Origin of the sequence: Paenibacillus sp. FSL H8-0548 (genome assembly GCF_038630985.1) — a bacterium.
Classification (GTDB): Bacteria; Bacillota; Bacilli; order Paenibacillales; family Paenibacillaceae; genus Pristimantibacillus.
The window spans coordinates 5761790-5788063 of sequence record NZ_CP152049.1 but is presented as its reverse complement, the minus strand read 5'-3'; the positions used below and the strand labels follow the sequence as shown (position 1 = coordinate 5788063).

The window sequence follows — 26274 nt, the reverse complement described above, 5'->3', positions numbered from 1 at the left end:
ATGAGAAGCTGGAAATCCTTGAGTTATTAAGGCTCCAGCTTCTCTTTATTATGAGAAATGATCGAGGAGGATTCATACATGTTGAAACGACGGTTTACCCCGTTATTGATCATGCTCTTATGTCTTAGTATGTTGAATATTCCTTTGGGATCAGCAGCAGGAAATAAGAATGAGAATGAGAGCTTCGGGAAACATTGGGCAGTTGATGCGTTAGAGAAATGGAACGATCAAGGTATATTGAGAGTCGGTTTAGACGCCACGATTAACCCGGATAAGGAAATGACGAGAGGTGAGTTCATTGCCTTAATTAATTTTGTGTTTAATTATATAGCTGTAGATTACACAAGGTTTACTGACGTGCCAAGCTCTGCTTGGTATAGAGAAGATGTAGCTAAGGCTGCGGCTGCCGGTTATATGAAGGGGGTATGGAATAAGCAGGGGCAGTTGGAAGCGAGGGCGGAGCAGAAGGTGAGCCGGCAGGAGGCCGCTGCGATTATTTATCGGGCGTTTGGCTTTGACGCTGATCTGGATGATGCACCCTCCACTACTACTTTGAACCAGTTTATAGATTCACAAGAAATAGCGCATTATGCGAAGCCAGCAATGGCTTTATTGGTGAACGAAGGATATCTCTCAGGTTATCAGGACGGGCAAATAAAACCTAAGAGACTGATTACATTAGCTGAGGCGATTACGATATTAGATCGTGTATCTGGTTATATTTTGAATGAGCAAGGTATATTTACGGGCATTTTCACTGGCAATTTGGTTGTGAATAGGATGGGTATAAGCTTGAAAAATGCGACCATCCTAGGAGATTTATATTTGGGTGAGGGGATTGAGGCAGGAGGGGTAACTCTCTCGAATATTGTTGTCAAAGGGAATGTGTATGTTAGAGGCGGTGGGGAAAATAGTATTCTCATCGATAGCGCCACAATTAGTGGGAAAGTGATTGATGTAGTTGGCGACGGCCGGGTGCGAGTAGTCATTCGGGATTCTTTAACACCGGATATACCGGAGGTTCTTCCGGCACCTCCTCCATCCTCAGGTGGGAATAGCGGTGATGGGGACACTGGAGGCAGCACAGGCGGCAATAATAGCGGCGGTAATGGTGGAGACAGCGGTAATGCTGGTGGCGATAATCAAGGAGAAATCCAGGATCAGCTGGACCGTACGGATGTGGCTAATGCGAAGGAGGCACTCACTTTAGAGGGGCTAGCACAAGTAGTCAGCAACCTAAGCCTGCCAGCGAATGGGGCTAATGGAACAACGATTGTATGGTCATCTGACAAACCAAATATGATTTCGAGCTCTGGGATCATCAATAGACCTGCATTCGATCAGGCTAATGGTGTCGTTACGTTAACGGCGGTAATCACGAAGGGCATTGCGGCAGCTACTAAAATATTTACAGCAACAGTGCTTGCCAAGGAAGAAATGAAACTGAACGGATTGACTATAGGGGGATATGCAGCTAAAATCGATGCCCCTAGCCGGAACATTACGTTGCTTGTTCCGAATAGTACAAATTTAAACACGGTTCAAATGGATTATACGATAAGCGGAGAGAAATTAATGCTTGGTTCTTCCTCGTTAACGAGTGGGCAAGCTGTAAGGCTCGAAGAGACGCAGCAGCTAACCGTGATCGGTGAAGCTTCAGAGACTGTAATCTATACGCTAACCATTCGCAAAGTTGACAAGCTGATCAACACAGGCCTTCCGACGATTGTTATAGAGACAGCAGCGCCTGTAGTAGACAAAGAGAATAAGATTAATGGCACAATGCTCATTCAAGACGGCAGCAGCGATCCCTATGGAACTGGCTTATTTATCGGGGATATTACGATGAAAGGAAGAGGAAACTTTACGTGGGGGCAGCCTAAGAAGCCGTATGCTATCGAATTATTGAAGGACGCGCAGCTATTGGATTTGCCCAAAGACGATGAATGGGTATTATTAGCCAATTATGCAGATAAATCGTTGATGCGCAACTTTATCGCTTTTGAATTTGCACGATTGCTTGGTATGGATTATAGTCCCAGGGCTCGATTTGTAGATGTTTATATCAACGGCATCTATCAGGGGAATTACAATCTGACGGAGAAAATAAAAATATCCAACGATAGAGTAGCCATTAACAAGATTGAAGAAACCGATGTCTCAGGTGATGCGTTAACCGGAGGATACTTGATAGAGAAGGATTATCGGGACAGACTGGATGCTGATGATGTATTTTTCGAAACGACGCTTGTAAATGGGGGCAATGTGTTTGCGATAAAGGGACCGAAGAAGAAAAAAATTCAACCTAAGCAAATTGCCTATATTCAGCAATATTTTCAAGAGGCGGAGAATGCTTTGTACGGAGCTAGCTTTACTGACCCGGTGGAAGGCTACGCCAAATATTTCGATGTGGATTCGATTATCGACTGGTATCTCGTTAACGAGTTGTACAAGAATATAGATGCTGCATTCGGTACGAGTGTATTTCTTCATAAGGATAAGAATGGCAAGCTGAAGATGGGACCTGTATGGGATTTCGATGTTGGTGCAGGTAATGTTGAGGATCGGGGCGGGGATAATCCGGTTGGTTATTATGTCAAAAATGGTCTGTGGCTGTCTCGATTTTTCGAGGATCCTGCATTTAGATTACGGCTTGCCGAGCGATGGAAAGAAGTGAGAAACAATCAAATGGTGCAATTATTTTCACTGATCGAGGAAACGGGTGCAGCATTAGAGCGATCACAGCAGGAAAACTTCAAGAAGTGGGACATACTCGGCAAATATTTTTACCCCAACCCACCGGGGTGGCAGCAACGAATAACCTATCAGTCTGAGGTAGACTACTTTACGAACTGGCTGGAGGCACGTGCGAATTGGTTTGATCAGGAGTTTGTTCAAATATAGGACAGTATAAGTTTAACATTTATACTCCGCCTATATTTTTGGAGAAACTTCTGGTCCTTAGACAAGAACGATGTAGTCGTTTCTTCTTAGTTAACCTTGTATCGGTATCCATTAAGGCTCCCCTTAGGGGGAGTCTTCGTATTATAAAACTCCCGAAAATAAAGGATTAAACATGAAGTTTACGTCATTTTGATCTTGTCCAATTTACTCTAACATGAATATTAAGATGTGAATTTGATAGAAGGGCTTTCACCCTTCTAGAATGATCAAACCTTATTTTCAGGAGGCGGGCTTATGCGAAGAAGAGGATTGTGTGTGTGGTTAGCGATTGTCTTATTGTTGAATGTTGTTTCTATATCGATGCAAACGGTTACATTTGCGGATGCGGGGGTACCCGCTGTACGGGTGAATGCTGCGCTTAACAAAACCGTTCAGGTTTCTTCTGAATATGCGCAGGATGGCTGGGGAAAGGAGAAGCTTGTTAACGGTACTACAATTGGCACTGCCGGTGATATGGGCTGGACTAGTAGTGTAAAGACTACGAGTACCGAAGAGTGGGCTTTGATTGATCTGGCTCAAGGATATGCCGTCGATCAAGTCGTACTATGGCCTCGCAATGACAGTGGAATGAACAAAGGGGTAGCTTTCCCGATCGACTTTAAAATCGAAGTTTCGCTTGATAAGGCAGATTGGCAGACCGTTGTGGATAAAACCAATTATTCAAACCCAAGTACCGCTGCAGCGCAAATATTTGATTTTTCGCCTGTTTCTAATGTTCGCTATGTAAGAGTAACTGGAACCAAGCTAGTTATGGACGACCATAATGAATATGCCATGCAATTGGCTGAAATGCAGGTTTTTGGTGTTCTTGAGGGACCAGCTGTGATCCAACCAGAGCTTGGACTTGATTATAAGTATCTCAACTACCGGGAGGACTTTGAACAGGGGGTACCGGCAAGTTGGACGATTAACGGATCTAGTCATAAAATCGTGGATAATCAACTTCAGCTAGAATCCTCACTCGGTTATTACACTGGGAAAGAGTTTGGTGATTTCAAATATGTGACGGAAGGGACCTATGTCTTAGGCAGTGATACAAGCGTTGTTTTCCGAGCTAAAGATGCGAATAACTACTATCAAACGAACATGAGCACTGTAGGGGGCGGAATTAATCTATACAAAAATGTGGGTGGTGTTTTCACTCAAATTGGCGAATCTGCTAGCTTTATGCCTGTAGTGGGGAAACCAATCCGCATGACGTTAATTGCGGAAGGAAATAAGATCAGCTTCACCGTTGACGATGGCAGCGGCTCGAAGACGATTAATGCGACGGATAACACTTATACTAGCGGATACGTAGGTTTGAGAACATTTAATTCCATTGTCAATTATAATTATGCAAAGGTTTATGAGAAGACGGAGCTGCCGAATACTGACCAAGACAATATCCAGATCGGGGTTTTCTGGCCGCCTACTAAAGCTTTTGTGAATTCAACGCAATATGACTACTTGGCTGATGCCAAGGTTGACATGATCATGAATGTCGATTCCACTGACCTTCAGGAATTAGAGACGAATAAACAGATGCTGCGGCTCGCTGCCGAGCGGGGAATGAAGGTTCAAGTATCGGATACCCGATTTAAAAATACAGCATGGATGACGGATGCAGCTGTCAAGGCAATCGTTGAAGACTATGATGGTCGACCGGGTTTGGCTGGATACTACGTGAAGGATGAGCCTCAAGTGTCTGAGTACGATGCCTACGCGGCGACGTACAACAAATTTCTGCAATATGATCCGGATGCGATTCCGTTCGCGAATATGCTGGGCGGGGCTGACTTTAACAAATGGGTGAGTTCTGTTGGGGCAGATAATTTGAAATATCTTGCCTATGATGATTATCCATTCCTTGTAGGTGGAGGGTATAGGCCTACGCATTTTCAGGTAATGGAAATTATAAGGAAAATCGGAATTTCCAACAATCTTAAGACTGCACGTTTTTTGCAATCCCTTGGATGGCAAGGTGTATATAAAAAACCTACTGAGAACGATATGAGATTCGATGCTTATACGAGTCTTGCCTACGGGTTTAAGGCGCTCTACTGGTTCACTTGGTGGACACCAACAGGGCAGCAGGAATCGTTCACCGATTCGGTTATTGATAAAGATGGGAATAAGACAGCTACCTTTGATCAGGTGAAACAAATTAATACGGAAATCAAAGCGCTTGGCAGCACATTGGCTAAGCTGACAGCCAAAACCGTGTATCATTCGGGCGTTATGCCATCTGGTGGCGTGGCTGTACCAAGTGATTTCTTATGGAAACCTAATGCTGCAAGTGATGATCTGCTTATTTCAATGCTAGTTAATGAGCAAACAGGCCGTTCATATATTATGGCTGTGAATAAATCACTTACACAATCCAAAGATTTCACCTTTAATATCGATAAGAAAATTGGAGAAATTAAGGAAATTTCCAAAGCAACCGGCTCTGAAGTCGTTAGTTCTTCTTATAACGCTGAGACCGGTAAATTAACGGATACCTTCCTAGCCGGAGAAGGCAGGCTCTATGCGCTTCCTGCGGATTATAGAATCTATGATCCCTTCGGTGCTAAGCTGGAGTCAGAGGACGGGGTAACGGATAAGATCATGCTTGAATGGAATCCAATGCTAGATCAAGCTGGCATTGAAGCACCGACCTATCATGTTACCATCGCACAAGACCCTACTTTTACTGAGATTGTAGCAGAGCAAGAAATAATCGGAAATCGTTATGAAATAGATTTAAGCTTGTATAAATATTATCATGTGAAATTATCAGGCAAAACCGCGAGCGGCGATTTGATTCTGAACAGTAATGGCATTTTGCCTATCCAATTGAAGGAGGTTCAAAATCTTGCATACAGTGAATCATTCGATCAAGATAAAGCCGGTTGGACTACGGCAGCGGGAACAGTTGCGTTAACGAATGGGAAACTGCGTATGGGGACTGCAGCAGGGGACAATTCAGTAGCTTACTATAACGCTAAGAACTTCACGGATTTCACCTACGAATTGACGCTCGTTTACGAAAGTGGATCAGATACGAGTATGCTTTTCCGGTATAAAGACATCAATAACTACTATCAGACCAATATCAGCACGCATTCTACTGCAGGTGTAATGAGCTTGTATAAAAACGTGAATGGGACGTTTACCCAAATTGGGAATGCGGTTCCCTTCTCAGCGGAGATAGGGAAAACCTACAAGCAAACGGTGGTTATCAAGGGGAATAAAATTACGTTCATGTTGGATAACGGGACCCAAGTCAGAACGATCACAGCTACGGATAGTGCATTCACCGAGGGTTATATTGGTGTGAGAGCGTTTCATTCGGTTGTGAACTATGATGATATTAGTGTATATGTTCAGCCGGAGGGTGAACAGGATGCGATCGATGCGGCAAAAGCATTGTTTCTCAGCAACATCAGTGCAGTGACTGGTGATCTTACTCTGCCAGCTGCGGGTGCGAACGCAACGACAATTACTTGGTTGAGCTCGAATGGCACATATATTAGTAATGATGGGACACTATTGAACCGTCCATCGATCGAGCAAGGTGATGCAGCATTGACCTTGACCGCAACGGTAACTAAAGGCGCAAGCAGTGTCAACAAAATGTTCAATGTAACGGTTAAAGCGGAAGCGGGAGAAGTGATCGACCCGAATATAGCGGCAGTGGATGAAGCACTTGCGGCGCTGACACTGGGCGATACAAGCGGAGAAACGGGAGATATCAGCTTGCCTGCAACAGGTATGAACGATACCGTTGTCACTTGGTTGAGCTCGAATGACGCTTATCTCGGCAATGATGGGAAGCTGATTGCTCGGCCGTCTTCCGAAGCAGGTGATGTGGCGCTGACGCTTACAGCGACGATATCCAAAGGCGAAGTCAGCAAGACGAAAGTATTTAGTGTAACGGTTAAAGCGGAAGCGGGAGAAGTGATCGACCCGAATATAGCAGCAGTGGATGAAGCACTTGCGGCGCTGACACTGGGCGATACAAGCGGAGTAACGGGAAATATCAGCTTGCCTACAACAGGTATGAACGATACCGTTGTCACTTGGTTGAGCTCGAATGACGCTTATCTCGGCAATGATGGGAAGCTGATTGCTCGACCGTCTGCCGAAGCAGGTGATGTGGCGCTGACGCTTACAGCGACGATATCCAAAGGCGCAGTCAGCAAGACGAAAGTATTTAATGTAACGATTAAAGCGGAGGCTGCCAGCGGCAACAATGGAGGTGGCAATACAGGCGGTGGTGTTGTGACGCCAACTCCGACTCCGGAGGCTGCGAATACGCAGACGGTATCAAGTGCGCAATTGAAAGAAAATAACGGTACGATTATAATGCAAATGGGCAAGCATACACTGTCCCTGCCAATCGATACAGCAGAATTGCTTCAGAACCATGATTTAACGGTACAAACAGGTCAAGCAGCTGTAGTCATTCCTTCCAGCGTGTTAAAGGCGTTACAGGCACAAGCCGTACAAGAATTACGAGATGCAGCCTCTATTATCGTGAAGGTTATACCTGCACCGTTGTCGGCAGTCATTGGAGATTCGTCGTTGCATGCAGGAGAAACGGTATACGATCTTGACCTATATGTAGTGAATAAGGAAGGCAAGGAAACGCGGTTGGCTTCCTTTGCAGAAGCTATTCGTATTGAGCTTCCTTATGAGACTTCACAGAATACAAATCTGATCGGTATATATTATTATAATGAAACAAGTCGTAATTGGGAGTATGTCGGAGGCGAGGTGAATGCAGCAAAAGGAATGATATCTGTAGAGGTTCGTCATTTCAGCAGCTATGCGGTCATGGCGTACGATAAACAATTTACGGATCTCCCTTCGACGCATTGGGCTTCACCTGCGATTAAAGCATTAGCAGCGAAATATGTGGTTTCAGGTGTGGATGAGAGTCACTTCCAGCCTAATAGACTTACAACACGGGCGGAATTTACAGCGATGCTCGTTCGAGCTTTACAATTGAAGGCCGTGACAGAATTGGCTCCATTCAAGGATGTCGCATCGAATGCTTGGTATTCAGAATCTGTCCAAGCGGCTTATGCAGCAGGACTGATTCAAGGGAAAGCTGCGGACCAGTTTGCTCCTCAGGCTCAGATCACGCGTGAAGAGATGGCGGCTTTGCTCATTAGAGCATCGTTGTATGCGAGTCAGAATAGAGCATCCGATCACGCTGGGCTTGATAGCTATCAAGATCATGACAAAGTATCAAGCTGGGCGGCCGAAGCTGTGGACAAAGCCATTCAAACCGGACTCATGAAGGGCAAGAAAGCAGGTTATTTCAATCCCTCAGACAAGGTGACACGCTCAGAAACGGCTCAAGCTATCTGGAATTTGTTGCAGCAATAAGACAAGCCATAATGATAATTACAAACGCTACTGACATCTTGTTGTCGGTAGCGTTTGTGCGTCGTGAGTAAGGCTTAGGTCCATTTCCACCGCAGACAAGCTATCCTGCACATTCGCACTAACTTTGCGCTTTTCAGCCTCACATTGCTGCCTATCCTGCACATATGCATTAGAATAGGTTGATTTCAGCTTGACACGTCTCTGTAAGGCTGTCTATATTGCAGGCGTGCAACATAGGCAAGCGGGAACACAGAAAACCAGCTGCTATCCTGCTAAAGTGCAGTATAGCTAAGAGTGACCCTAAAACCCGATGTCGGTAGCGTTTGTGCGTCGTGAGTAAGGCATAGGTCCATTTCCACCGCAGTCAAGCTATCCTGCACATTCGCACTAACTTCGCGCTTTTTAGCCTCACACAGCTGCCTATCCTGCATATATGCATTAGGATAGGTTGATTTCAGCTCGACACGTCTCTGTAAGGCTGTCTATATTGCAGGCGTACAACATAGGCAAGCGGGAACACGGAAAACCAGCTGCTATCCTGCTAATGTGCAGGATAGCTAAGATTGGCTCTAAAACCCGATGTCGGTAGCGTTTGTGCGTCGTGAGTAAGGCATAGGTCCATTTCCACCGCAGTCAAGCTATCCTGCACATTCGCACTAACTTTGCGCTTTTCAGCCTCACATAGCTGCCTATCCTGCACATATGCATTAGAATTGGTTGATTTCAGCTCGACACGTCTCTGTAAGGCTGTCTATATTGCAGACGTACAACATAGGCAAGCGGGAACATGGAAAACCAGCTGCTATCCTGCTAATGTGCAGGATAGCTAAGATTGACTCTAAAACTCGATGCTAGTACATTCAAATAGGGTATATGCTGAGGATACTATTTTTTGGGGGAAATCGTGGGTTGTACGTAATCATGCAGCGGATTAAATTGATCTATAAACAATAAAGCCCAGTATTTCAAATCGTTCAAAAGTATAAAAGCTATATTTGATGAAGCCAAGCATCTTTTTTCCTCACCGCAAGGTGTTGGCAGATGATTGATTACTTCATGGTTAGGAATGCATGAAGTAATCTGATAGGTGGTATTCGCAGCCGGATCCGTTCATACGGCAACGACACACGATTATTCATAATCATGGCTTTCTGGTACATTTCCTTGGTGCTTTGGCTTGAACGCTGTCGGAGAATGGCCAGTCCAGCGTCGGAACTGCCGGGAGAAATGGCTGGACGATTGAAAACCGAGGCGCTCAGATATTTCGGAGATAGGCAAATAGGATGTGACGAGCAGCTCTTTAGCCAACATCAATTTTCTCCGGCTTATGTATTGCCGCGGCGACAAGCCATACACCTTGGTGAACAGTTTTGTGCATTGGCTGCGGCTCATGTTAAGCTCTTTCGCTACGTGCGCGATCGAGATATTCTCGAAAAGACTGAGCGACAGCCTTTCCTCAATCGCATGCGCCGTGTCGGCGGCAAGCGGCGTAACTTTGCCCGCCTCTACTCGTCCCTCGCTCTGTTCGCGGACTAGCGACAATATCTCGCGGGTAATGAGCAGGATGTTCGCTTGCAGCAACAGCTTATCTCCTAATTGAGCCTTGTCAGGGCATTCTTCCTCGCTGGGGTTATTTCCCGTCAAATCTCGCATTTCCTCGATATAACGGTTCAGCTTACCAGAGCGTGCGGCATCAGTGGCCGGTACAAGGCGGTAAGAAGCTGTACCGAGTAGGCTGCGGATGTCCAGATCGTCCAGGTCGAAATGTACATTGAAAAACTCGTAATCCATTTGGGAAGCATTAGTTGTCTTATGCCTCTCTCCCGCGTTTATCAACAGCCAATCCCCCACTCCAAGCGTGACGGTCGTTCGATTGATTTCTTGCTTCACCTCTCCACCCAGACAGCATAGGAGCTCGAATAAATGATGATGGTGACGCGGGTATTCCCAGCCGGGAGGATATCTGCCGATTTGAAAGCCGGTCACCTGCAGCGTTGAAGTCATGTTTGGGAAGTCAATCACGTTTTGCATGTGCCTCACTCTTTCACTAGAGTTTTGCCCTTATTTTATCATATGCAGCTGCGAAGTGAACTAATCGATACAAATGGTATATAAAATGCACCATTTGGCGATTGAGGCTCGGACAGACAATTCGGATAATGAAGCTAACGTCATTTGTTTTGGAGGGGTTATCATGTCTAAACTTAAAGTGAAAGGCTCGCAATTTATGTTGGAAGGAGAAACGCTTCAGATTTTGTCTGGTGCAATTCATTATTTCCGTGTTGTTCCTGAATATTGGGAGGATCGTCTGTTGAAGCTTAAAGCTTGCGGTTTCAATACGGTGGAAACGTATATCCCGTGGAATTTGCACGAACCAGAGGAAGGATCGTTCTGTTTCGAAGGATTGGCGGACGTCGAACGGTTCATCGCCCTCGCTGGGGAGCTTGGTCTGCACGTTATCGCTCGGCCGAGCCCATACATATGTGCGGAGTGGGAATTCGGAGGATTGCCTGCCTGGCTGCTGCGCGAGCCGGATATCCAACTGCGCTGTATGGACGAGTGTTATTTGCGGAAGGTTGACGCGTATTATGACGTGCTTATACCGAAGTTAGTGCCGCTTCTTAGCACAAACGGCGGATCGGTTCTCGCGGTGCAAATCGAGAATGAATACGGCAGCTACGGCAATGATAAGGATTATTTGTCCTATATAAAGCAGGGCCTGCTTGAGCGGGGCATTGATGTATTGCTCTTCACCTCGGATGGTCCGACGGATCAAATGCTGCAGGGCGGGACGCTGCCAGACGTGCTGGCTACTGTGAACTTCGGATCCAGACCCGATGAGGAGTTTGCGAAATTTAGGGAGTACCGTCCGGATGAGCCGCTCTTTTGCATGGAATATTGGAACGGTTGGTTTGATCATTGGCTCAACCCCCACCATACCCGGGATGGAGAAGACGTTGCGAGAGTGCTCGACCAGATGTTGACCGCTGGCGCTTCAGTCAACTTCTATATGTTCCATGGCGGAACGAATTTCGGTTTCTATAACGGGGCTAACGAACAGGAGAAATATGAACCTACCATTACCAGCTACGATTACGATGCACCGCTGTCTGAGTGCGGAGATATTACTGAGAAGTATTTAGCGGTGCGCGAGGTGCTGCGCAAGCACGGCGCTGTGCTACCAGAAGATGTTCCGGAGCCGTCTCGCAAAAAGAGTTACGGCACGTTGGTCATGAAGGAAGCCGCAGGTTTATTCGCTAATCTTGACTCGCTTTCTGCTGCTGTTCGGCGGCGTTGTCCGGAGCCAATGGAGAAGCTCGGCCAAAACTACGGCTTCATCCTGTATCGGACGCGGATATCTGGTCCACGAAAGTCGCAGGAGCTGCACTTGCAGAATGTGCATGATCGGGCGCAGGTTTTTCTTGAAGGCCGCTGTATCGGTACGATCGAACGCTGGGAACCGAAGCCGCTTATCGTTGATATTCCAGCAGAAGGCGCAACGCTTGACATTCTCGTCGAGAATATGGGGCGGGTCAACTACGGGCCGCGACTAAAAGATGCCAAGGGAATTACCGAGGGCGTGCGTCTCGACAATCAGTTCCAGTTCGATTGGACGATCTATCCGCTGCCGCTTACCGATCTGTCAGCCTTGCCGTTTACGCAGCTTGCGAGTCATTCAAGAGGTATTGAAAATCCGATGTTCTTCAAAGGTGAGCTGATCGTCAATGATATTGCGGATACGTTCGTGCGCCTTGATAGATGGACAAAAGGAGTCGTCTGGATCAATGGCTTTAATTTAGGCCGCTACTGGGAAAAAGGACCGCAAAAGACTTTGTACGTCCCAGGGCCGTTGCTCCGTAAAGGCAGAAACGAGATCGTTATTTTGGAGCTGCACGGTACGGACAATGCGGAAATCGAGCTGGTAGATGCTCCCGATCTCGGATAGGCATGGTGCAGGGGGAATGCTCGCTGCCCGCCTGCGACTAATTATAATTAGAAGGATAGGTGACGAAATTGGAAGATTCCCGGCCGAATTTGTTGCTGATTACCGTAGATCAAATGAGGGGCGACTGTCTGAGCATTCTTGATCATCCAGTCGTTGAAACGCCGAATTTGGATCAATTGGCGAGAAGGGGCATGCTGTTCCGAAATGCATATTCCTCGACACCGACCTGCGTGCCGGCGCGGGCAGCGTTGTTTACCGGCATGAGTCCACGTTCGCACGGCCGCGTCGGTTACGAGGAGAAGGTGCCGTGGAATTACGAGCATACGCTTCCCGGGGAACTGGCGAAGGCCGGCTATCATACGCAGTGCGTAGGCAAAATGCATGTCGATCCGGCGCGCAGTCTGTTAGGCTTTCATAACGTTGTGTTGCACGATGGCTATTTGCATCATAACCGATTTAAGCATACGAACACGGTGACGGAGTCACATGACAGTTGTGACGATTATTTGCCATGGCTTCGGGAACGCGCGGGGGCCAGCACGGATCTTATAGATCTCGGTCTTGACTGCAATTCCTCTACCATCGCCCTCCCTTGGCATCTGCCGGAGGCGCTCCATCCGACGAACTGGGTCGTGACTCAATCGATTGACTTTTTGCGCAGGCGCGACCCGCGAAAGCCATTCTTTCTTTGGAGCTCATTCGTTCGGCCTCATCCACCGTTTGACCCGCCCCAGACGTATTGGGACCGATATGTCGGGGCGGACTTCCCTGATCCGGTCGTCGGCGAATGGGCGGTGCAGGATGATATGGCTCGTGGCGGTCTCGACCCCGTGACCCGGTCTGGCATTGTGCCGAAAAGACGCCTGCGACGTGCGATGGCCGCATATTACGCGCTCATCACCCATATTGACGATCAATTGGGCAGGCTTATGAACGCAATGGAGGAGTTCGGAGTACTGGACAATACGATCATCATCTTTACCTCCGATCACGGGGAGCTGCTTGGTGATCATCATCTGTTCCGCAAGGCTCTCCCTTACGAAGGCAGTGCGAGGATCCCCCTGATCATAGCTGATCCAGGCGGGAAGCTTGGTGCCCGTCAAGGGGGAGTCGTCGAGGCGGTCGCAGAACTGCGGGACATTATGCCGACTCTGCTTGACTGTGCGGGCGTTAACATTCCCCCGAATTTGGATGGCGAGAGCTTGCTGCACGCGCGAGAGCGTGCTGAAGATGGCAGCTGGCGATCGTATATTCACGGTGAGCATGCTTATGGCGAGCAATCCCATCAATTTATAACCGATGGCCGTCAGAAATATATTTGGTTTACGCAAACGGGAGAAGAGCAGCTGTTCGACCTGGAACTTGATCCGCATGAGCTAACGAATAGGGCGGAAGAGAAAGCGTACGCCGCCAGTAAGCAATTGTGGAGAGAACGACTCGCCCGCGAGCTGGACGGACGAGAGGAAGGTTATGTGCAAGGCGGCAGACTCATCGTGGGACGGAAGCCAAAAACATGTCTTAGCCATATTCTATAGTAGAAATAGACAAATACGGGTGAACCTAGCGGGAAAGCACCGCTTGTTCACCCGTATTTATTATATTAGCCTCCTTAGGGAGAACGTTTTTGGACAGCACTCATTGTTTCTGGGCGTTTATGGTGGCGATAGAGGGAGACGTACCCGTATGATGGTACCGCTTCCAAGCCAGCTATTGATCTCGATGCCGTAACCTTCCCCGTAATGGAGACGAATGCGGTCGTTCACATTCTTCATCCCGATATGTTGATAGGCAGCGTGATCTTTGGAGAGAAGGGTGCTCCTAAGCTGCGCCAATCGTTCAGGCTCTATGCCAACGCCGTTGTCCGTCACGATAATTTCCATATGCCGATCTTCCCGGAGCTCCGCTTGAATGACGACCTTGCCGCCGCTTTCATGCGGTTCCAGCCCGTGGGTCAGCGCATTTTCGACAAGAGGCTGAACGATCATCTTCGGTATAAGGACATCATGCAGATCCTCCGAGGTATACTGCTCGAACTGGATTCTTCCTGGGAATCTTCCTTGATGAATCGTAATATAGGAGCCGACGATCTTCAATTCTTCCTCCAGCCTTACTTCGTTCGCTCCCTTAATGCTGTAGCGAAGCATACGACTTAAGGCAGCGGTCATTTCATAGATATCTTGATTTCCCTTCACAATGGCTATGCCTTTGATTGCATCGAGCGTATTGCTGAGAAAATGCGGATTGATCTGACTTTGCAAGAACGACATCTCCGCACGCTGCCGCTCGATATCGGCTTGGTAAAGCTCGCCTGTCGTCTCCAGCAGTTGCTCCGTAAGATCGTTGATTCGGTTCAGCATCGTGTTGAACTGGGTCGAGATGACCTCGATCTCGGCGTAGCCCTCCAGCTCGACCTTTGTATGCAATACCTCCAGATTGCCGCTTTTGAGCCGCTTCATGAACGAAATCAGCTTCCCGAGCGGTTTCAATATATTCATCATGAGTACGGAATACGGTATTGTAACGAGAAGGATCGTAACGAACAGCATCATGTAGCTCGTTCGCTTCAGCCCTTCGAGCTCCTTGATGAGATTGCCTATAGGCACCGCAGACACGATGTTCCCTTTGATCTCCGGCAATTCAAACGATTGGATCGCGTATGTTTTTCTGCCAATTTTCTCGTTGACGGCGCTCTCGCCATAGCCGGAATAGAGTGTCAGACGATCCGCGTCCAGATTCAGCTCCAGTCCGTCAGCGTTCGCATAAACCAGCTTGTCGTTTGTTCTGAGGTAGAAACTTGTGCCTGACAGCCTAGGGAACTTTTCGATCTCTGATTGTATGGATTTGGAGTCCAGAACTATCGTGATAAAGCCGATTTTTTCACCATAACGGTGTGTGTCGCGCGACGCGAACAGATTCATACCAAAGAGAAACGTATCTCTGACGAGCAGATGATCTGCTTTTTTGAACCCGCCGTAGCGGATGTTCCCTTCGTGTTCGTTCAGCTTACCCAACATTTCATGAGCCAACCCAATTTTTCCGTACAGCGATGTGTGCTTGCCGGAAGCGTTTACGATGATAATGTCCACGATATCGGGGTTGGTGCTTTTGATGACTCCCATTAAGCTCTGTACTTTTTTTGACAGTTCATATATTCGTAAATTATCGTTTTCCGCCAGAAAATCTTGAACCGTCGTATCATAACCAAGATTGATCATAATACCCGAAATTTTTGCATAGTTGTCGGATACTCGTTGCTTCAGATTAGATACGAGCTCCATGTTATATTGCGTGTTCTGGTTCACGATGACTTCGCTGGATTGCCGGAATGCCATAATGCTGACCAACGGGATAACGGCAAGGAGGATGGCGCCGATTGCGAGCACCTGCGTCCGAATGGAAAGCTTGCTGAATACTCTCATCGCGTCTCCCTGTACTGCGTCGGTGTCATACCGTTCAGCCGTTTGAAGATGCGGGTGAAGTAGAAGTAGTCGTTAAAGCCACATTTTTCGCCGATCTGGCTCACGGTCATATCCGTCTCGGTCAGCAGCTTGCATGCGTACTGAATACGCTGACGGGACAAGTATTCTACGAAGTTTTCCCCTACCTCTTTCTTGAATAGCTGAGACAAGTAAGTGGGACTTAGATAAAACTTCTCGGACAGGCTCTGGATCGATATTCCCTGATTAAAGTGATGATGAATGTACGTAAGAATTTCCTTGATGCGGATATGCGTCACGCCTGCTAGTCTAGAGGACAGCTCGTCGGATAGATGGTTGAGCGTATGCTTGATAAGGTAGTCGATCATCACGTCGGAATGGCCGTAGTCGTAAGATAGCTGGTCATAGCCTTCAAGAAACCGGGTATGCTCTTTTACGCCTTCCCTAGTGAACAGATACATGACGGTATTGAAGATCAGATAAGCATCCTTGATTGTTAACTCATAGCGGTGGAACAACGGCCTACAGGACTCCATGACTGACATGAACCGCATTCTATCCTTCTGGGCGAGCGCGCCAGCCAGCTCGGATAGCAGAGTGTCAATCATCGATTCTGAAGGAGTGATCGGACGATAGACACCGCTCTTACCTGTCGAGAAATAGCCGTAAGCCGCTACGGACGCTGCCTCTAGCGAAGTTTCCAGTTGGGCAGGAGAGGCGGAGGATGGGCCTATGCCTATGCTGTAATCTATGGAGTTGCTGGATAAGTCGAATGAGCTCAGAAACCTCTCAGCCAGATGGCTATAAACGAGGAGACCTACCCGCCTGTTGTTTATGCGGAAGCGGATATGATGAATGTCTTCTCGGTATGGTGCCGGTACATATCCTTGTACGATAATCGGGGTTACGGGCATGTTCGCAGTTATCGGAATGCCAGCCGACGCAAGCTTCTCCGCCAGCAGCTGCACATTTCCGGAGCACAATACTTCGTACAGCTCTTGGGCGTCGCGTTCCGGCTCCAGCTGGGCTCGGTGTTTGAGGGTTTGCGAGAGCTTGCCCAGCATACTTTCAATTTCCTCGATCTCGAAGGGTTTCAGGCAATAGCCGAAGGTTCCGTAGTTTAACGCCTTCTGAGCGTATGCAAATTCCGCGTGCCCACTCAGTACGGCGAAGATCGTATGAGGGGAGATTTCCTTGCCCCGCTGAATTAGCTCAAGGCCGTTAACGAGCGGCATCTTAATATCGGTAAGCACGAAGTCCGGCCGCAGCTGCTCGATCAGCCCTAACCCATCTTGTCCATTCTCTGCCACTCCGACGACTTGAAAGCCGTATTTCTCCCAGCGCACGCCAGCCTTAATGCCTTCCACAATCCATCGTTCATCATCGATGATGACAGCTCTGTACATAGCAACGCCCCCTTTACAGCAATCGTATCGAGCATCCTTTCGGATTCGTATAGAAAAAAATAAGATAAATATGTGCAAAACTATGATTTTGAAAAAAAATAAGCACTTCAATAATAATAAACAGTGAATATACCGTTTTTATCTATACTCTGCAGTCCTAATTGTTCATTATAATATGGCTAAAACCATGATGGAAGGGGTTGTAGGAAAAGGTTGATACAAGTGTAAAGCGGACGATGCTCCTTGCCCGCATATGTGCTGGTTATGGCCGTTTATTATGTAAACGTTACCAGATCTGCTCTCAGTACACGACATATTATCATCGCGAGACGATGGGAACATCGGATTGTCAAAGTCCTGCCTTCCAGCATGCATGCAAAAACCATTGGCAGAATGATATCACTATGACAGATTGGAGTGGAGAGATATGGAGATTTATGTAATGGGTATAACGGAGGATCAAAAACAAGCACTATCCGAAGCGGCAAGCGGCTTGCGCGTGGCGTTCTCGGCGGAGGGGATTCCCGTGCAATTCATAGAGGGAAGTGGCGTGATAGCTGTTCAGTACGATGGGCAAGCGGCTGTAGTCTCTTGTGGCGGAGCTTCCCAGTTTGTTCGAGCGTTCGGACTGACTGTTGAGGGGATTAGAAAAGGCAAGCCGTTCAACTTGGAAGAGACGCCGTTGTATGACAGTCTGGGAGTTATGATCGATTGCTCCCGCAACGGTGTCCTCCATATGGATGCTTTCCAAAATATAATACTGCGCTTGGCGCTTATGGGCTATACGTCAGTGTAGCTGTATACGGAAGACACCTACGAGATGGAAGCCTATCCGTACTTCGGCCATATGAGAGGGCGCTATACGGCCGGGCAATGGAAGAGTATGGACCGTTACGCAGCGCTGTTCGGCATCGAATTGGTCCCTTGTATACAGACGCTTGCTCATCTCGGGCCTGCGCTGAAGTGGGGGGCGCATGCCGATCTGGTAGATTGCCATGATATATTGCTAATCGACGAGCCGAAGACCTACAAGCTGATCGATGAGATGTTCCGAACAATGGCGAGCAATCTGAGCAGCCGGAACATCAACATCGGGATGGACGAAGCGCATATGATGGGTTTGGGCAAATATTTGGACAAGCACGGTTATCATGACCGGTCTGCGCTGATGATGAAACATTTCTCCAAAGTCATGGACATAGCCCGTTCTTACGGGTACAAGCCTATGATGTGGAGTGACATGTTCTTCAGGCTTGCAAGCGGAGGCGAGTATTACGATCCCGAAAGTCAGATCAGGGAGGATATCGCCTCTCAGATACCTGAGGATCTGAGGCTGGTTTATTGGGACTATTACACGGAAGATCGAGCAAAATACGACGGAATGATGAGGAAGCACAAGCAGTTAAGTGACAATATCGTATTCGCCGGGGGGGGCTTGGAAGTGGATGGGATTCACCCCGAACAACGCGTTCAGCCGCCATATTGGGATAATGGCGCATGAGAGCTGCGTCGCAAGCGGGATACGCGAGACGATCGTCACGGCATGGGGAGACAATGGGGCAGAATGCTCTTTCTACGCGGTTCTACCTGCCCTGCAGCTGTGGGCGGAGCTTTGCTATAAGAACACGGGAGACGAAACTGTGCTTCGGGAGCGCTTTGCGACGTGCGCTGACGGCGATTACGGAGATTTCATGTCCTTGGATCTCACCAATCTTGTTCCTGATAATGCTTCGCCCGGTCGAAGCATGGGTAATCAGGTAAATCCAAGCAAATATTTGTTGTATCAAGACGTGCTCTACGGGCTGTTCGACAAGCATGTGCAGCCGGAAGCTTACAAGGAGCATTATGGCAGAAGCGCAGCGTTGCTGGAAGCCGCGGCAGAACGCAATCCTAAATGGAGCTCTCTCTTCGAGACGCAGGCCGCGCTTTGCAGCCTACTGGAGCTAAAGTCGTCTATCGGCATCGAGATAAGAGAGGCATACCTAAGCGGCGATAAAGAGAGGCTCGGGAAATACGCAGATACGCTGCTGCCAGAAATAAAGGAAAGAGCTTTACGGTTCATGAACGTGTATAAGCTGCAGTGGATGCAGGAGAACAAGATATTCGGCCTGGATGTATTCGATCTGCGAATGGGCGGGCTGCTGCAGCGGATCGAAGTAGCTATTCAACGAATCGGACAGTATGTACTTGGCGAGGTCGAAAATCTGGAAGAGCTGAACGAGCCGATTCTGTCATTCGATGCGAGGGAAGATAGCGAGACGAAAGTCATAAGCGTCGCCCTATGGCATTCGATTGCCACGCCATCGGTTATTTCGGGAATATAGAACGTCAGAAAGGCCACTATTAACGAACAGGAGATGGTTTCGACATGAGAATACTCTATTTGGACCTGGACTCACTTCGCCCCGATCATTTGGGCTGCTACGGCTATCATCGCACTACATCGCCTAATATTGACCGCATAGCGGGAGAAGGCGTTGTCTTCACCAACTATTATTGCTCCGATGCGCCATGCATGCCTTCTCGGACAGCTCTTATGTCGGGCAGATTCGGGATTCATACTGGCGTTGCGGGCCATGGAGGAACTGCGGCGGATATGCGACGGGACGGGGCGATACGGGGCTTCGAGGATCGTCTGAAGCGGGAGAGTCTCCCCTTTGTTTTACGGGAAGCGGGCTATAAGACCGCTACGATCAGCACGTTCGCCGACCGGCATTCCGCATGGACCTTCAACGCGGGATTCCATGAGGTCCATAACATTGGGGAGAATGGATTGGAATCAGCGCATCAGTTACTCCCAACCGCGCTGAAGTGGTTAGAGGACAATGGGCGATCTGACCAATGGTTCCTGCATCTGAACTTCTGGGATCCTCATACGCCTTACCGAGTGCCGAATCATTACGGTCATCCGTTCGCGGATGAACCGTTGCCAGAGTGGTTGACGGAGGAGGTATTCGAGTCCCATCTGCAGAAGGAGGGGCAGCACAGCATTGCGGATATGAACGCGCTTGCGAAGTCGCATTACAGCAAGTGGCACAGGCACGGGAAGCAGATCGAATCCTATGAGGACATCCGTCAGATTATTGACAATTACGATTGCGCGATTCGCTACATGGATGATCATATTGGAAAGGTGCTGTCACAGCTGGAGCAGCTCGGCGTGCTGGAGGATACGGCTATTCTCATCAGTGCCGACCATGGAGAGAATCTGGGAGAGCTTGGCATCTATTCCGAGCACGGCACAGCCGACCAGGGTACCTGCCGCATTCCAATGATCTTCCGCTGGCCGGGCGGCGCGCGAGGCGTGAAGAATGAGGGACTGTATTATCATTTGGATCTGGCCTCCACGCTGGCTGATCTTGTTGGTGCAAAACATCCGAAGCGCTGGGACGGCATCAGCTATGCCGACAGCATTTCAGGCAAATCCGATCAAGGAAGAGACTACCTCGTATTGACACAATGCGCCCATGTCTGCCAGCGGAGCGTCCGATTCGGGGATTGGCTCTACATTCGATCCTATCATGACGGTTATCATGGTTTTCCGAAGGAAATGCTATTCAATCTGAAGGATGACCCTTACGAGCAAAACGATCTGGCGAAGGAGCGGCGGGATTTGTGCAAGGAAGCTGTTTATCTGCTTAACGAATGGCATGACGACATGATGGCGACGATGGACTGCGACATCGATCCGTTATGGACAGTCATGAAGGAAGGTGGTCCGCTGCATGCCGAGGAGTATCGAAACTGGAGGGATCAATAGCAGAGTATAGAGTCGGCGTGTGTGCGCCGGCTTTTTTTTTTTTTTGGACTATGTACATATGTATGGCGTCTATGTCGGATTATGTGGTTGAACATAATTGAAAGCACTTTCATTATGGAGTCCACATAGAAGGCTGATTATGTCCATACTCCGCTCTCGCCATCCATTCTATACTAAAAAAAAGAGGACAATGTTCCACTAATACACAAATTTAGAAAAGCAAGGAGTGACTTCTGATGCGCAGCGGGGCAAGCGTTAGAACAACGAAGAAGCTTTGGGACACAATGCTTCAGTACAAATATTTTTATCTGATGGTTCTGCCGGTTATCGTATGGTACGCGCTGTTCGCATATGCGCCAATGTACGGCGTGACGCTGGCGTTTAAGACTTTCGACTACAATGGCGGTATTCTAGGCAGCCCCTGGATCGGACTTGAGCATTTCCAGAAAATATGGACTGACGCGGATTTCCATACTGCATTCAAGAACACGATCGTCATCAGCTTGATGAAGCTGCTTATCAATTTCCCTATGCCGATTTTTTTAGCCATTTTACTTAATGAATTCTCCAGGAATACAGCCAAACGATTTTTTCAGACGGTTCTTACGTTTCCTCACTTCATCTCTTGGGTTGTGCTGGCGGGTATTATTACGGACATGCTCAGTCGCGACGGCGTTGTGAACCAATTCATCATGGCTTTGGGCTTCGAGTCCATCTCGCCGCTTACGGATAAGGAATCCTTCCGGCCTCTCCTGTATATCACGCATATGTGGAGGGAAGTCGGCTGGGATTCGATCATTTATCTGGCTGCACTGGCGGGCATTAATCCCGAACTGTACGAAGCGGCAGAGATAGACGGAGCTAACCGGTTCAAGAGACTGCTCCACATCGCCTGGCCGGGCATTAAAAGCACCGTGGCGATCCTACTCATTCTCCATGTTGGCCAGCTTTTGTCACAAGGCGCAAGCTTTGAGCAAATCTTTAATTTATACAGCTCGCCAGTCTATTCCGTAGCCGATGTCGTCGATACGTATATCTACCGGACGTCATTCCAGATAGGTGGAGATTTTGGTTATATGACGGCAGCTGGACTCATTAAGTCAGTCATCAGCCTGGTGCTTCTCGTATTAGCGAACACGATCGTGAAGCGAATGGGTGAGGAAGGACTCTATTAAACTAAAGCTTGGAGGTATTCCGCAGATGAAGCTAACGCATGCAAAGAAGAGGACAAGGCTAAGCACTTTCGACATCGCCGTATATATCGTGCTTGGACTGCTGTCTCTCATCACTTTTTTTCCGTTTTACAACGTGCTTATCATTTCGTTCGCCAAATTTGAGGTGATCAGTCAGTTCAATCTCTACATGCTGCCCTTGTCCTTCGATTTAACGGCTTACAAGGTAATCCTGTCCGATACGAAGTTTTGGAGCTCTACGGTTAATACGGTCATTGTTACCGTCGTCGGCGTATTGTTCAGCATGACGATATCGGTTGCAGGCGCTTACGCGCTCTCCAAGAAAGGGATGCCAGGCCGGAACGCAATGCTGACGTTAATCCTGTTTACGATGTTTTTTAACGGCGGGCTTATTCCATTCTATCTCATCATTAAATCGCTGGGGCTAGTCAACAGTATACTCGTTATGATCATACCGGCAGGCTTGAATACGTTCTACTTGATTATTATGAAAAACTATTTCGGCACGCTTCCGGAGAGCTTAGAAGAATCCGCGAAGCTGGACGGTGCCAACGACCTGTACATTTTGCTCAAGATCGTTCTGCCCATCTCTGCGCCGTTCATCGCCACCTTCGGTTTATTCTACGCTGTGGAGCGTTGGAACGAGTGGTGGTACGCGCTCATCTTCATTAGCGACTCTGCCAAGACGCCGCTCCAGATTTACTTGCGGGAGACGCTCATCACAAGCAATCAGCTGCTTAACACGCTGGCTCAGCAAGCGGCTGACAGTGCTTCCAGCAAGGTGTACACCCCCGCTTTGCAGATGGCGACGATCGTCATTTCGAGCGTGCCCATCCTTATGGTATATCCCTTCCTCCAGAAGCACTTCGCCAAAGGGATACTAGTAGGCTCCATTAAAGGATAAGGAAATTGATATAGATGCTTGTCCTATCCTAACAAAAGCTTCAAAATGAAAAAAAGGGAGGCTTCACAAATGAAAGGATTTAAGAGGTTTGGCTTCATCATGGTAGGTTTGGCATTGATGACAGGATTGCTGTCGGCTTGCAGCGGCAATGGAAACGAGAAATCTTCCGAGAGCGAGAATGCAGCAGCAACGAATTCGGGTACGGGAGGCGAGGAAAACCCGTATAAGGATCCAATGCAAATTTCCGTTGCTTTCTGGGATGTAGAAGCAGAAGTCGCAAAGATCGAGAATGACCCGATCGTGCAGGATATTCTGAAAAAATTCAATATTACTATTAAGCCAGTCAATACGACTTGGGATGACTATGGCCAGAAAATTCAAATGTGGGCCGCGTCCGGACAACTGCCTGACGTATTCGCGATCGACGCAATAGGCACGCAATATCAGCGCAAATGGGTCGATCAAGGCGTCGTTGCCCCTTTACCGGATTTGACGAATTATCCGAATTTAGCAAAATATTTTGAAGCGCCGGACATTGCGGGACTGGCTGTCGATGGCAAGCAATACACGATTCCAAGAAGGATGTTCCCGAGCACAGACTGGAGCGCGCTTGATCGCGTCGTCTACTACCGTTGGGATTTGGCACAGGAGGCCGGCATTACGAAGGAGCCGGAAACTTGGGAAGAGTTCAAGGTGATGCTTGATGCTATAGTGAAGGCCGATCCGGAAGGCAAAAGGATTACTGGTCTGACATCGTCTCAAGTGAAGATGCTGGGCGGATTGTTCTGGCTGTACGGCAACCCGGTTGCCACAAGCGACGGCAGTGGAGCGGATTTCAAATGGATCAAGGAAGACGGCAAGTTCATTCCGGCTGTATTCTCCAAGACCGCTCTGCCTGCTCTTCAGAACATGAAAGATATGTATGACAAAAATCTGATCGATCCGGACATCGCGCTTACCAGCCCGGAAATCGCATACGACAAATTTGCTTCAGGCAAATCCGCAGCAATGCTTTCCGGAGGTGGATTCATTAACCTCGATGCGAACATCCAACGCAAACGTTGGGCGAACAGCTACCCGGATAAGGAAATATCGGAAACCGTAAAAGTATTGAAACCGCTAATAGGGCCTGATGGAGAGCGTCATCACGCCATCTTCAAAACGTACTGGTCGGAGAGCTACTTTAGCGGCAAGATCGATCCGAAGAAGCTTGACCGTATCCTTGCACTCTTTGATTACGTACTTTCTCCCGAAGGCAAAACATTGCTTACCTATGGTATCGAAGGCGTCGATTACAAGGTAGAGGGTGATAAGAAGATCATGCTGGAAACGAAAGCGCTGAACGAGAAGTATCCAGCCATTTCCTTCCTAAGAGACTTAGTTGCTTATGAAACGGCAGACCGTTACGATCTAAGCAACCCGTCCATCAGCGACGTAGGTCTCAGAGAAGAAGCGGTGGAGTACATCGACTGGATTCTGAATAACACGAAAGTGCCGGAATACGACATTCGCTTGACCTATATGTCGACTCCAACTAAGGATAGCTTTACAGTATTCGATCACGATGATTTACTTAACGTAATGTTATCGAAGGAACCTGTGGAGCAAGCTTGGCAGAAGATCGTTGACGGCTACAAGTCTAAGGGCCTTGACAAGATGATTGAAGAAGTGAACACGAAGGCGAAAGAGCAAGGGATCGAATAGTTTAGGCGTGGAGGCGATTCAAGGCGGGAAACCCGTCTTGAATCGCCTGTTGCTGTTTATGGGATCGGATACGAATGGCATAAGTGGGCGATCAGAACAATACGATTCCGATAACCGCTGCTCCCCCAATTACGCTGATCGGATGGACTTTATATTTGATAATGGCTAGAAAGGCTAAGACACCGATTAGTAGGTTTGCGAAGGTAGACCAATGATAGATGGTTTCAGAATGATCAGAGAATCCAAAATGAATCGCGGCGTATGCGATCAAGCCCGTAATAATCGGACGCAGACTGTAAAAGGAGGATTTAACCCATAAATTCTTATTCATCTTATAAAAAAAAGCAGCGATTAAAATAACAATGAACAAAGAAGGCAGGACAATCCCCACTGTGGCTGTGACGGCACCCATTAGCCCACCCGCTTGGTAACCGACTAGCGTGGCATTATTGGTTGCGATAGCCCCGGGCGACATACCGGCTAGTGAAACGATCCGCTGATACTGCTCAGTTGTTAGCCAGCCGTACCTCTCCACTTCGTACTGAATCGTAGGAATGACGGCATATCCGCCGCCAAAGGACAATAGCCCAATCTTGAAAAAGGAGATAAATAATTGCCAATATAACATGGAGCTCCCCCTAAATATAGTATTCAATCATTGCGGAATTGTCATGAGAGACCCTTTCGGTCTGAATGGTCAGTCCGAGCAGCTGCTTCAAGCGGATCAGGACAATTCCGAAGCCTAATCCGAACAAGATCATGGCCGTCGGACTTATCTTGGTCAGCAAAAGAAGAGCTAACGAACAGACTGAGATAAGGATAGTAGTCCAGTCGAACAAGGCTGTTTTTCCCATTTTGAAAGCTGCTGTGGCGATTAGCCCGATGATTGCACCGTGGATACCCTTGAATGCGGCTTCTACCTTTGGTTCAGATTGGAAGGCCGCATAAAAGGCACTAAGCAAAAAAACGATTATAAAACTGGGAAGCGTAATGCCTAGGGTAGCGGCGATTGCGCCGGGTATATTACCCATCCGATAACCCAGAAAGGCAGAAGCGTTCACGCCAATACCTCCTGGTGCTGCTCCTGCTAATGACATTAAATCATTCATTTCTTGGCGAGTTATCCATTTCCGCTTATCCACAATTTCTTTTTCAATCATCGGAATCATGGTGTATCCTCCGCCAAAAGTAACGGGGCCGATTTTGACAAAAGTCCAAAATAATTGAAATAAGAGCGACGTTCCATTCGGGGGGCGCATCTTCATAGTTGACACCTCTTCTTGCTTCGGTTTTCTTTATTATACCATCTTTATTCCAAAACGGAATAAAGTATTAAGGAAAACTTTATAAATAATTTTTATTGAGGCTATAAAATCGTAATAACGGATGGGAATACTTGATTTTTTCTATGTTTTTTTATTTCTCTATTCTTCTTTTTACCAATGTGGTATTAAGGTTGTGAAGAAAGGTCTATAACATAAACGGCACGATGGTTATACGTCCAAGAGTCGATACTGCGGGGCTGCCGTCCGATTATAGAGCGGAACGAGATATTCAAACTGAAAATAATTCTATCAGTAACGTATTTCTCTATGCTAAACT

The 26274-nt window shown here is 47.9% G+C and carries 16 protein-coding genes; 11 read left to right on the top strand and 5 right to left on the bottom strand.

Going from position 1 to position 26274, the window contains the following annotated elements; all coding sequences use genetic code 11:
* Positions 1-78: 78 nt before the first annotated feature.
* Entirely contained in the window at positions 79-2904 is a 2826-nt protein-coding gene (locus MHI37_RS24850; protein WP_076337183.1) for a CotH kinase family protein, read from the top strand.
* A gap of 294 nt (positions 2905-3198) precedes the next feature.
* Positions 3199-8322 carry an immunoglobulin-like domain-containing protein gene (locus MHI37_RS24845; RefSeq protein WP_342556516.1) on the top strand — a complete coding sequence of 1708 codons (5124 nt, stop codon included), beginning with the start codon at positions 3199-3201 and terminating at the stop codon, positions 8320-8322.
* A gap of 1131 nt (positions 8323-9453) precedes the next feature.
* On the opposite strand, the gene MHI37_RS24840 is transcribed toward MHI37_RS24845, so the two are convergent.
* On the bottom strand, positions 9454-10344 hold the full coding sequence (locus tag MHI37_RS24840; RefSeq protein ID WP_256710614.1) for an AraC family transcriptional regulator: 891 nt from the start codon (positions 10342-10344) through the stop codon (positions 9454-9456).
* A gap of 172 nt (positions 10345-10516) precedes the next feature.
* On the opposite strand from MHI37_RS24840, the gene MHI37_RS24835 reads away from it, so the two are divergent.
* Positions 10517-12268: a beta-galactosidase family protein gene (locus MHI37_RS24835; RefSeq protein ID WP_076338232.1), complete on the top strand. Its 1752-nt coding sequence runs from the start codon at positions 10517-10519 to the stop codon at positions 12266-12268.
* A 113-nt stretch (positions 12269-12381) separates the two neighbouring features.
* A complete protein-coding gene (locus MHI37_RS24830) occupies positions 12382-13803 on the top strand; it encodes an arylsulfatase (RefSeq protein ID WP_256710617.1) in 1422 nt (473 codons plus the stop codon).
* A gap of 117 nt (positions 13804-13920) precedes the next feature.
* Here MHI37_RS24830 and MHI37_RS24825 read toward each other — a convergent pair whose 3' ends face one another.
* Positions 13921-15687 (bottom strand): sensor histidine kinase, encoded by a 1767-nt coding sequence (locus tag MHI37_RS24825; RefSeq protein ID WP_076338234.1) that lies wholly within the window; start codon positions 15685-15687, stop codon positions 13921-13923.
* Entirely contained in the window at positions 15684-17111 is a 1428-nt protein-coding gene (locus tag MHI37_RS24820; RefSeq protein WP_076338235.1) for a helix-turn-helix domain-containing protein, read from the bottom strand. Before MHI37_RS24820 ends, MHI37_RS24825 begins: the two co-directional genes overlap by 4 nt.
* 427 nt (positions 17112-17538) lie before the next feature.
* On the opposite strand from MHI37_RS24820, the gene MHI37_RS24815 reads away from it, so the two are divergent.
* The 7 genes from MHI37_RS24815 (at position 17539) to MHI37_RS24785 (ending at position 24672) form a co-directional block, all read left to right on the top strand.
* Positions 17539-17907, top strand: coding sequence for a hypothetical protein (locus tag MHI37_RS24815; RefSeq protein ID WP_083676400.1), 369 nt, complete (start codon positions 17539-17541; stop codon positions 17905-17907).
* A gap of 24 nt (positions 17908-17931) precedes the next feature.
* Entirely contained in the window at positions 17932-18612 is a 681-nt protein-coding gene (locus MHI37_RS24810) for a family 20 glycosylhydrolase (protein WP_083676401.1), read from the top strand.
* Complete coding sequence (locus tag MHI37_RS24805) at positions 18557-19435, top strand: hypothetical protein (protein ID WP_144023737.1); 879 nt, start codon at positions 18557-18559, stop codon at positions 19433-19435. Before MHI37_RS24810 ends, MHI37_RS24805 begins: the two co-directional genes overlap by 56 nt.
* Positions 19436-19479: 44 nt before the next feature.
* On the top strand, positions 19480-20871 hold the full coding sequence (locus MHI37_RS24800) for a sulfatase (RefSeq protein ID WP_076338236.1): 1392 nt from the start codon (positions 19480-19482) through the stop codon (positions 20869-20871).
* Positions 20872-21107: 236 nt separating this feature from the next.
* Positions 21108-22046: an ABC transporter permease subunit gene (locus MHI37_RS24795; RefSeq protein WP_076338237.1), complete on the top strand. Its 939-nt coding sequence runs from the start codon at positions 21108-21110 to the stop codon at positions 22044-22046.
* Between the two features lie 25 nt (positions 22047-22071).
* Entirely contained in the window at positions 22072-22968 is an 897-nt protein-coding gene (locus tag MHI37_RS24790) for a carbohydrate ABC transporter permease (RefSeq protein ID WP_076338238.1), read from the top strand.
* 69 nt (positions 22969-23037) lie between these two features.
* The gene (locus tag MHI37_RS24785) at positions 23038-24672 is read left to right on the top strand and encodes an extracellular solute-binding protein (RefSeq protein ID WP_076338239.1); all 1635 of its coding nucleotides are present in this window, start codon (positions 23038-23040) and stop codon (positions 24670-24672) included.
* A 91-nt stretch (positions 24673-24763) separates the two neighbouring features.
* Here the strand turns inward: MHI37_RS24785 and MHI37_RS24780 are convergent, their stop codons facing one another.
* On the bottom strand, positions 24764-25300 hold the full coding sequence (locus MHI37_RS24780; RefSeq protein ID WP_076338240.1) for a chromate transporter: 537 nt from the start codon (positions 25298-25300) through the stop codon (positions 24764-24766).
* A 10-nt stretch (positions 25301-25310) separates the two neighbouring features.
* A complete protein-coding gene (locus MHI37_RS24775) occupies positions 25311-25937 on the bottom strand; it encodes a chromate transporter (RefSeq protein ID WP_076338241.1) in 627 nt (208 codons plus the stop codon).
* Positions 25938-26274: the final 337 nt, after the last annotated feature.

Coding starts and splice junctions, on each gene's coding strand:
- MHI37_RS24850 (WP_076337183.1), top strand. CDS start 79: ATGTTGAAACGACGGTTTACCCCGTTATTGATCATGCTCTTATGTCTT.
- MHI37_RS24845 (WP_342556516.1), top strand. CDS start 3,199: ATGCGAAGAAGAGGATTGTGTGTGTGGTTAGCGATTGTCTTATTGTTG.
- MHI37_RS24835 (WP_076338232.1), top strand. CDS start 10,517: ATGTCTAAACTTAAAGTGAAAGGCTCGCAATTTATGTTGGAAGGAGAA.
- MHI37_RS24830 (WP_256710617.1), top strand. CDS start 12,382: ATGAGGGGCGACTGTCTGAGCATTCTTGATCATCCAGTCGTTGAAACG.
- MHI37_RS24825 (WP_076338234.1), bottom strand. CDS start 15,687: ATGAGAGTATTCAGCAAGCTTTCCATTCGGACGCAGGTGCTCGCAATC.
- MHI37_RS24820 (WP_076338235.1), bottom strand. CDS start 17,111: ATGTACAGAGCTGTCATCATCGATGATGAACGATGGATTGTGGAAGGC.
- MHI37_RS24815 (WP_083676400.1), top strand. CDS start 17,539: ATGGAGATTTATGTAATGGGTATAACGGAGGATCAAAAACAAGCACTA.
- MHI37_RS24810 (WP_083676401.1), top strand. CDS start 17,932: ATGGAAGCCTATCCGTACTTCGGCCATATGAGAGGGCGCTATACGGCC.
- MHI37_RS24805 (WP_144023737.1), top strand. CDS start 18,557: ATGGGATTCACCCCGAACAACGCGTTCAGCCGCCATATTGGGATAATG.
- MHI37_RS24800 (WP_076338236.1), top strand. CDS start 19,480: ATGAGAATACTCTATTTGGACCTGGACTCACTTCGCCCCGATCATTTG.
- MHI37_RS24795 (WP_076338237.1), top strand. CDS start 21,108: ATGCGCAGCGGGGCAAGCGTTAGAACAACGAAGAAGCTTTGGGACACA.
- MHI37_RS24790 (WP_076338238.1), top strand. CDS start 22,072: ATGAAGCTAACGCATGCAAAGAAGAGGACAAGGCTAAGCACTTTCGAC.
- MHI37_RS24785 (WP_076338239.1), top strand. CDS start 23,038: ATGAAAGGATTTAAGAGGTTTGGCTTCATCATGGTAGGTTTGGCATTG.
- MHI37_RS24780 (WP_076338240.1), bottom strand. CDS start 25,300: ATGTTATATTGGCAATTATTTATCTCCTTTTTCAAGATTGGGCTATTG.
- MHI37_RS24775 (WP_076338241.1), bottom strand. CDS start 25,937: ATGAAGATGCGCCCCCCGAATGGAACGTCGCTCTTATTTCAATTATTT.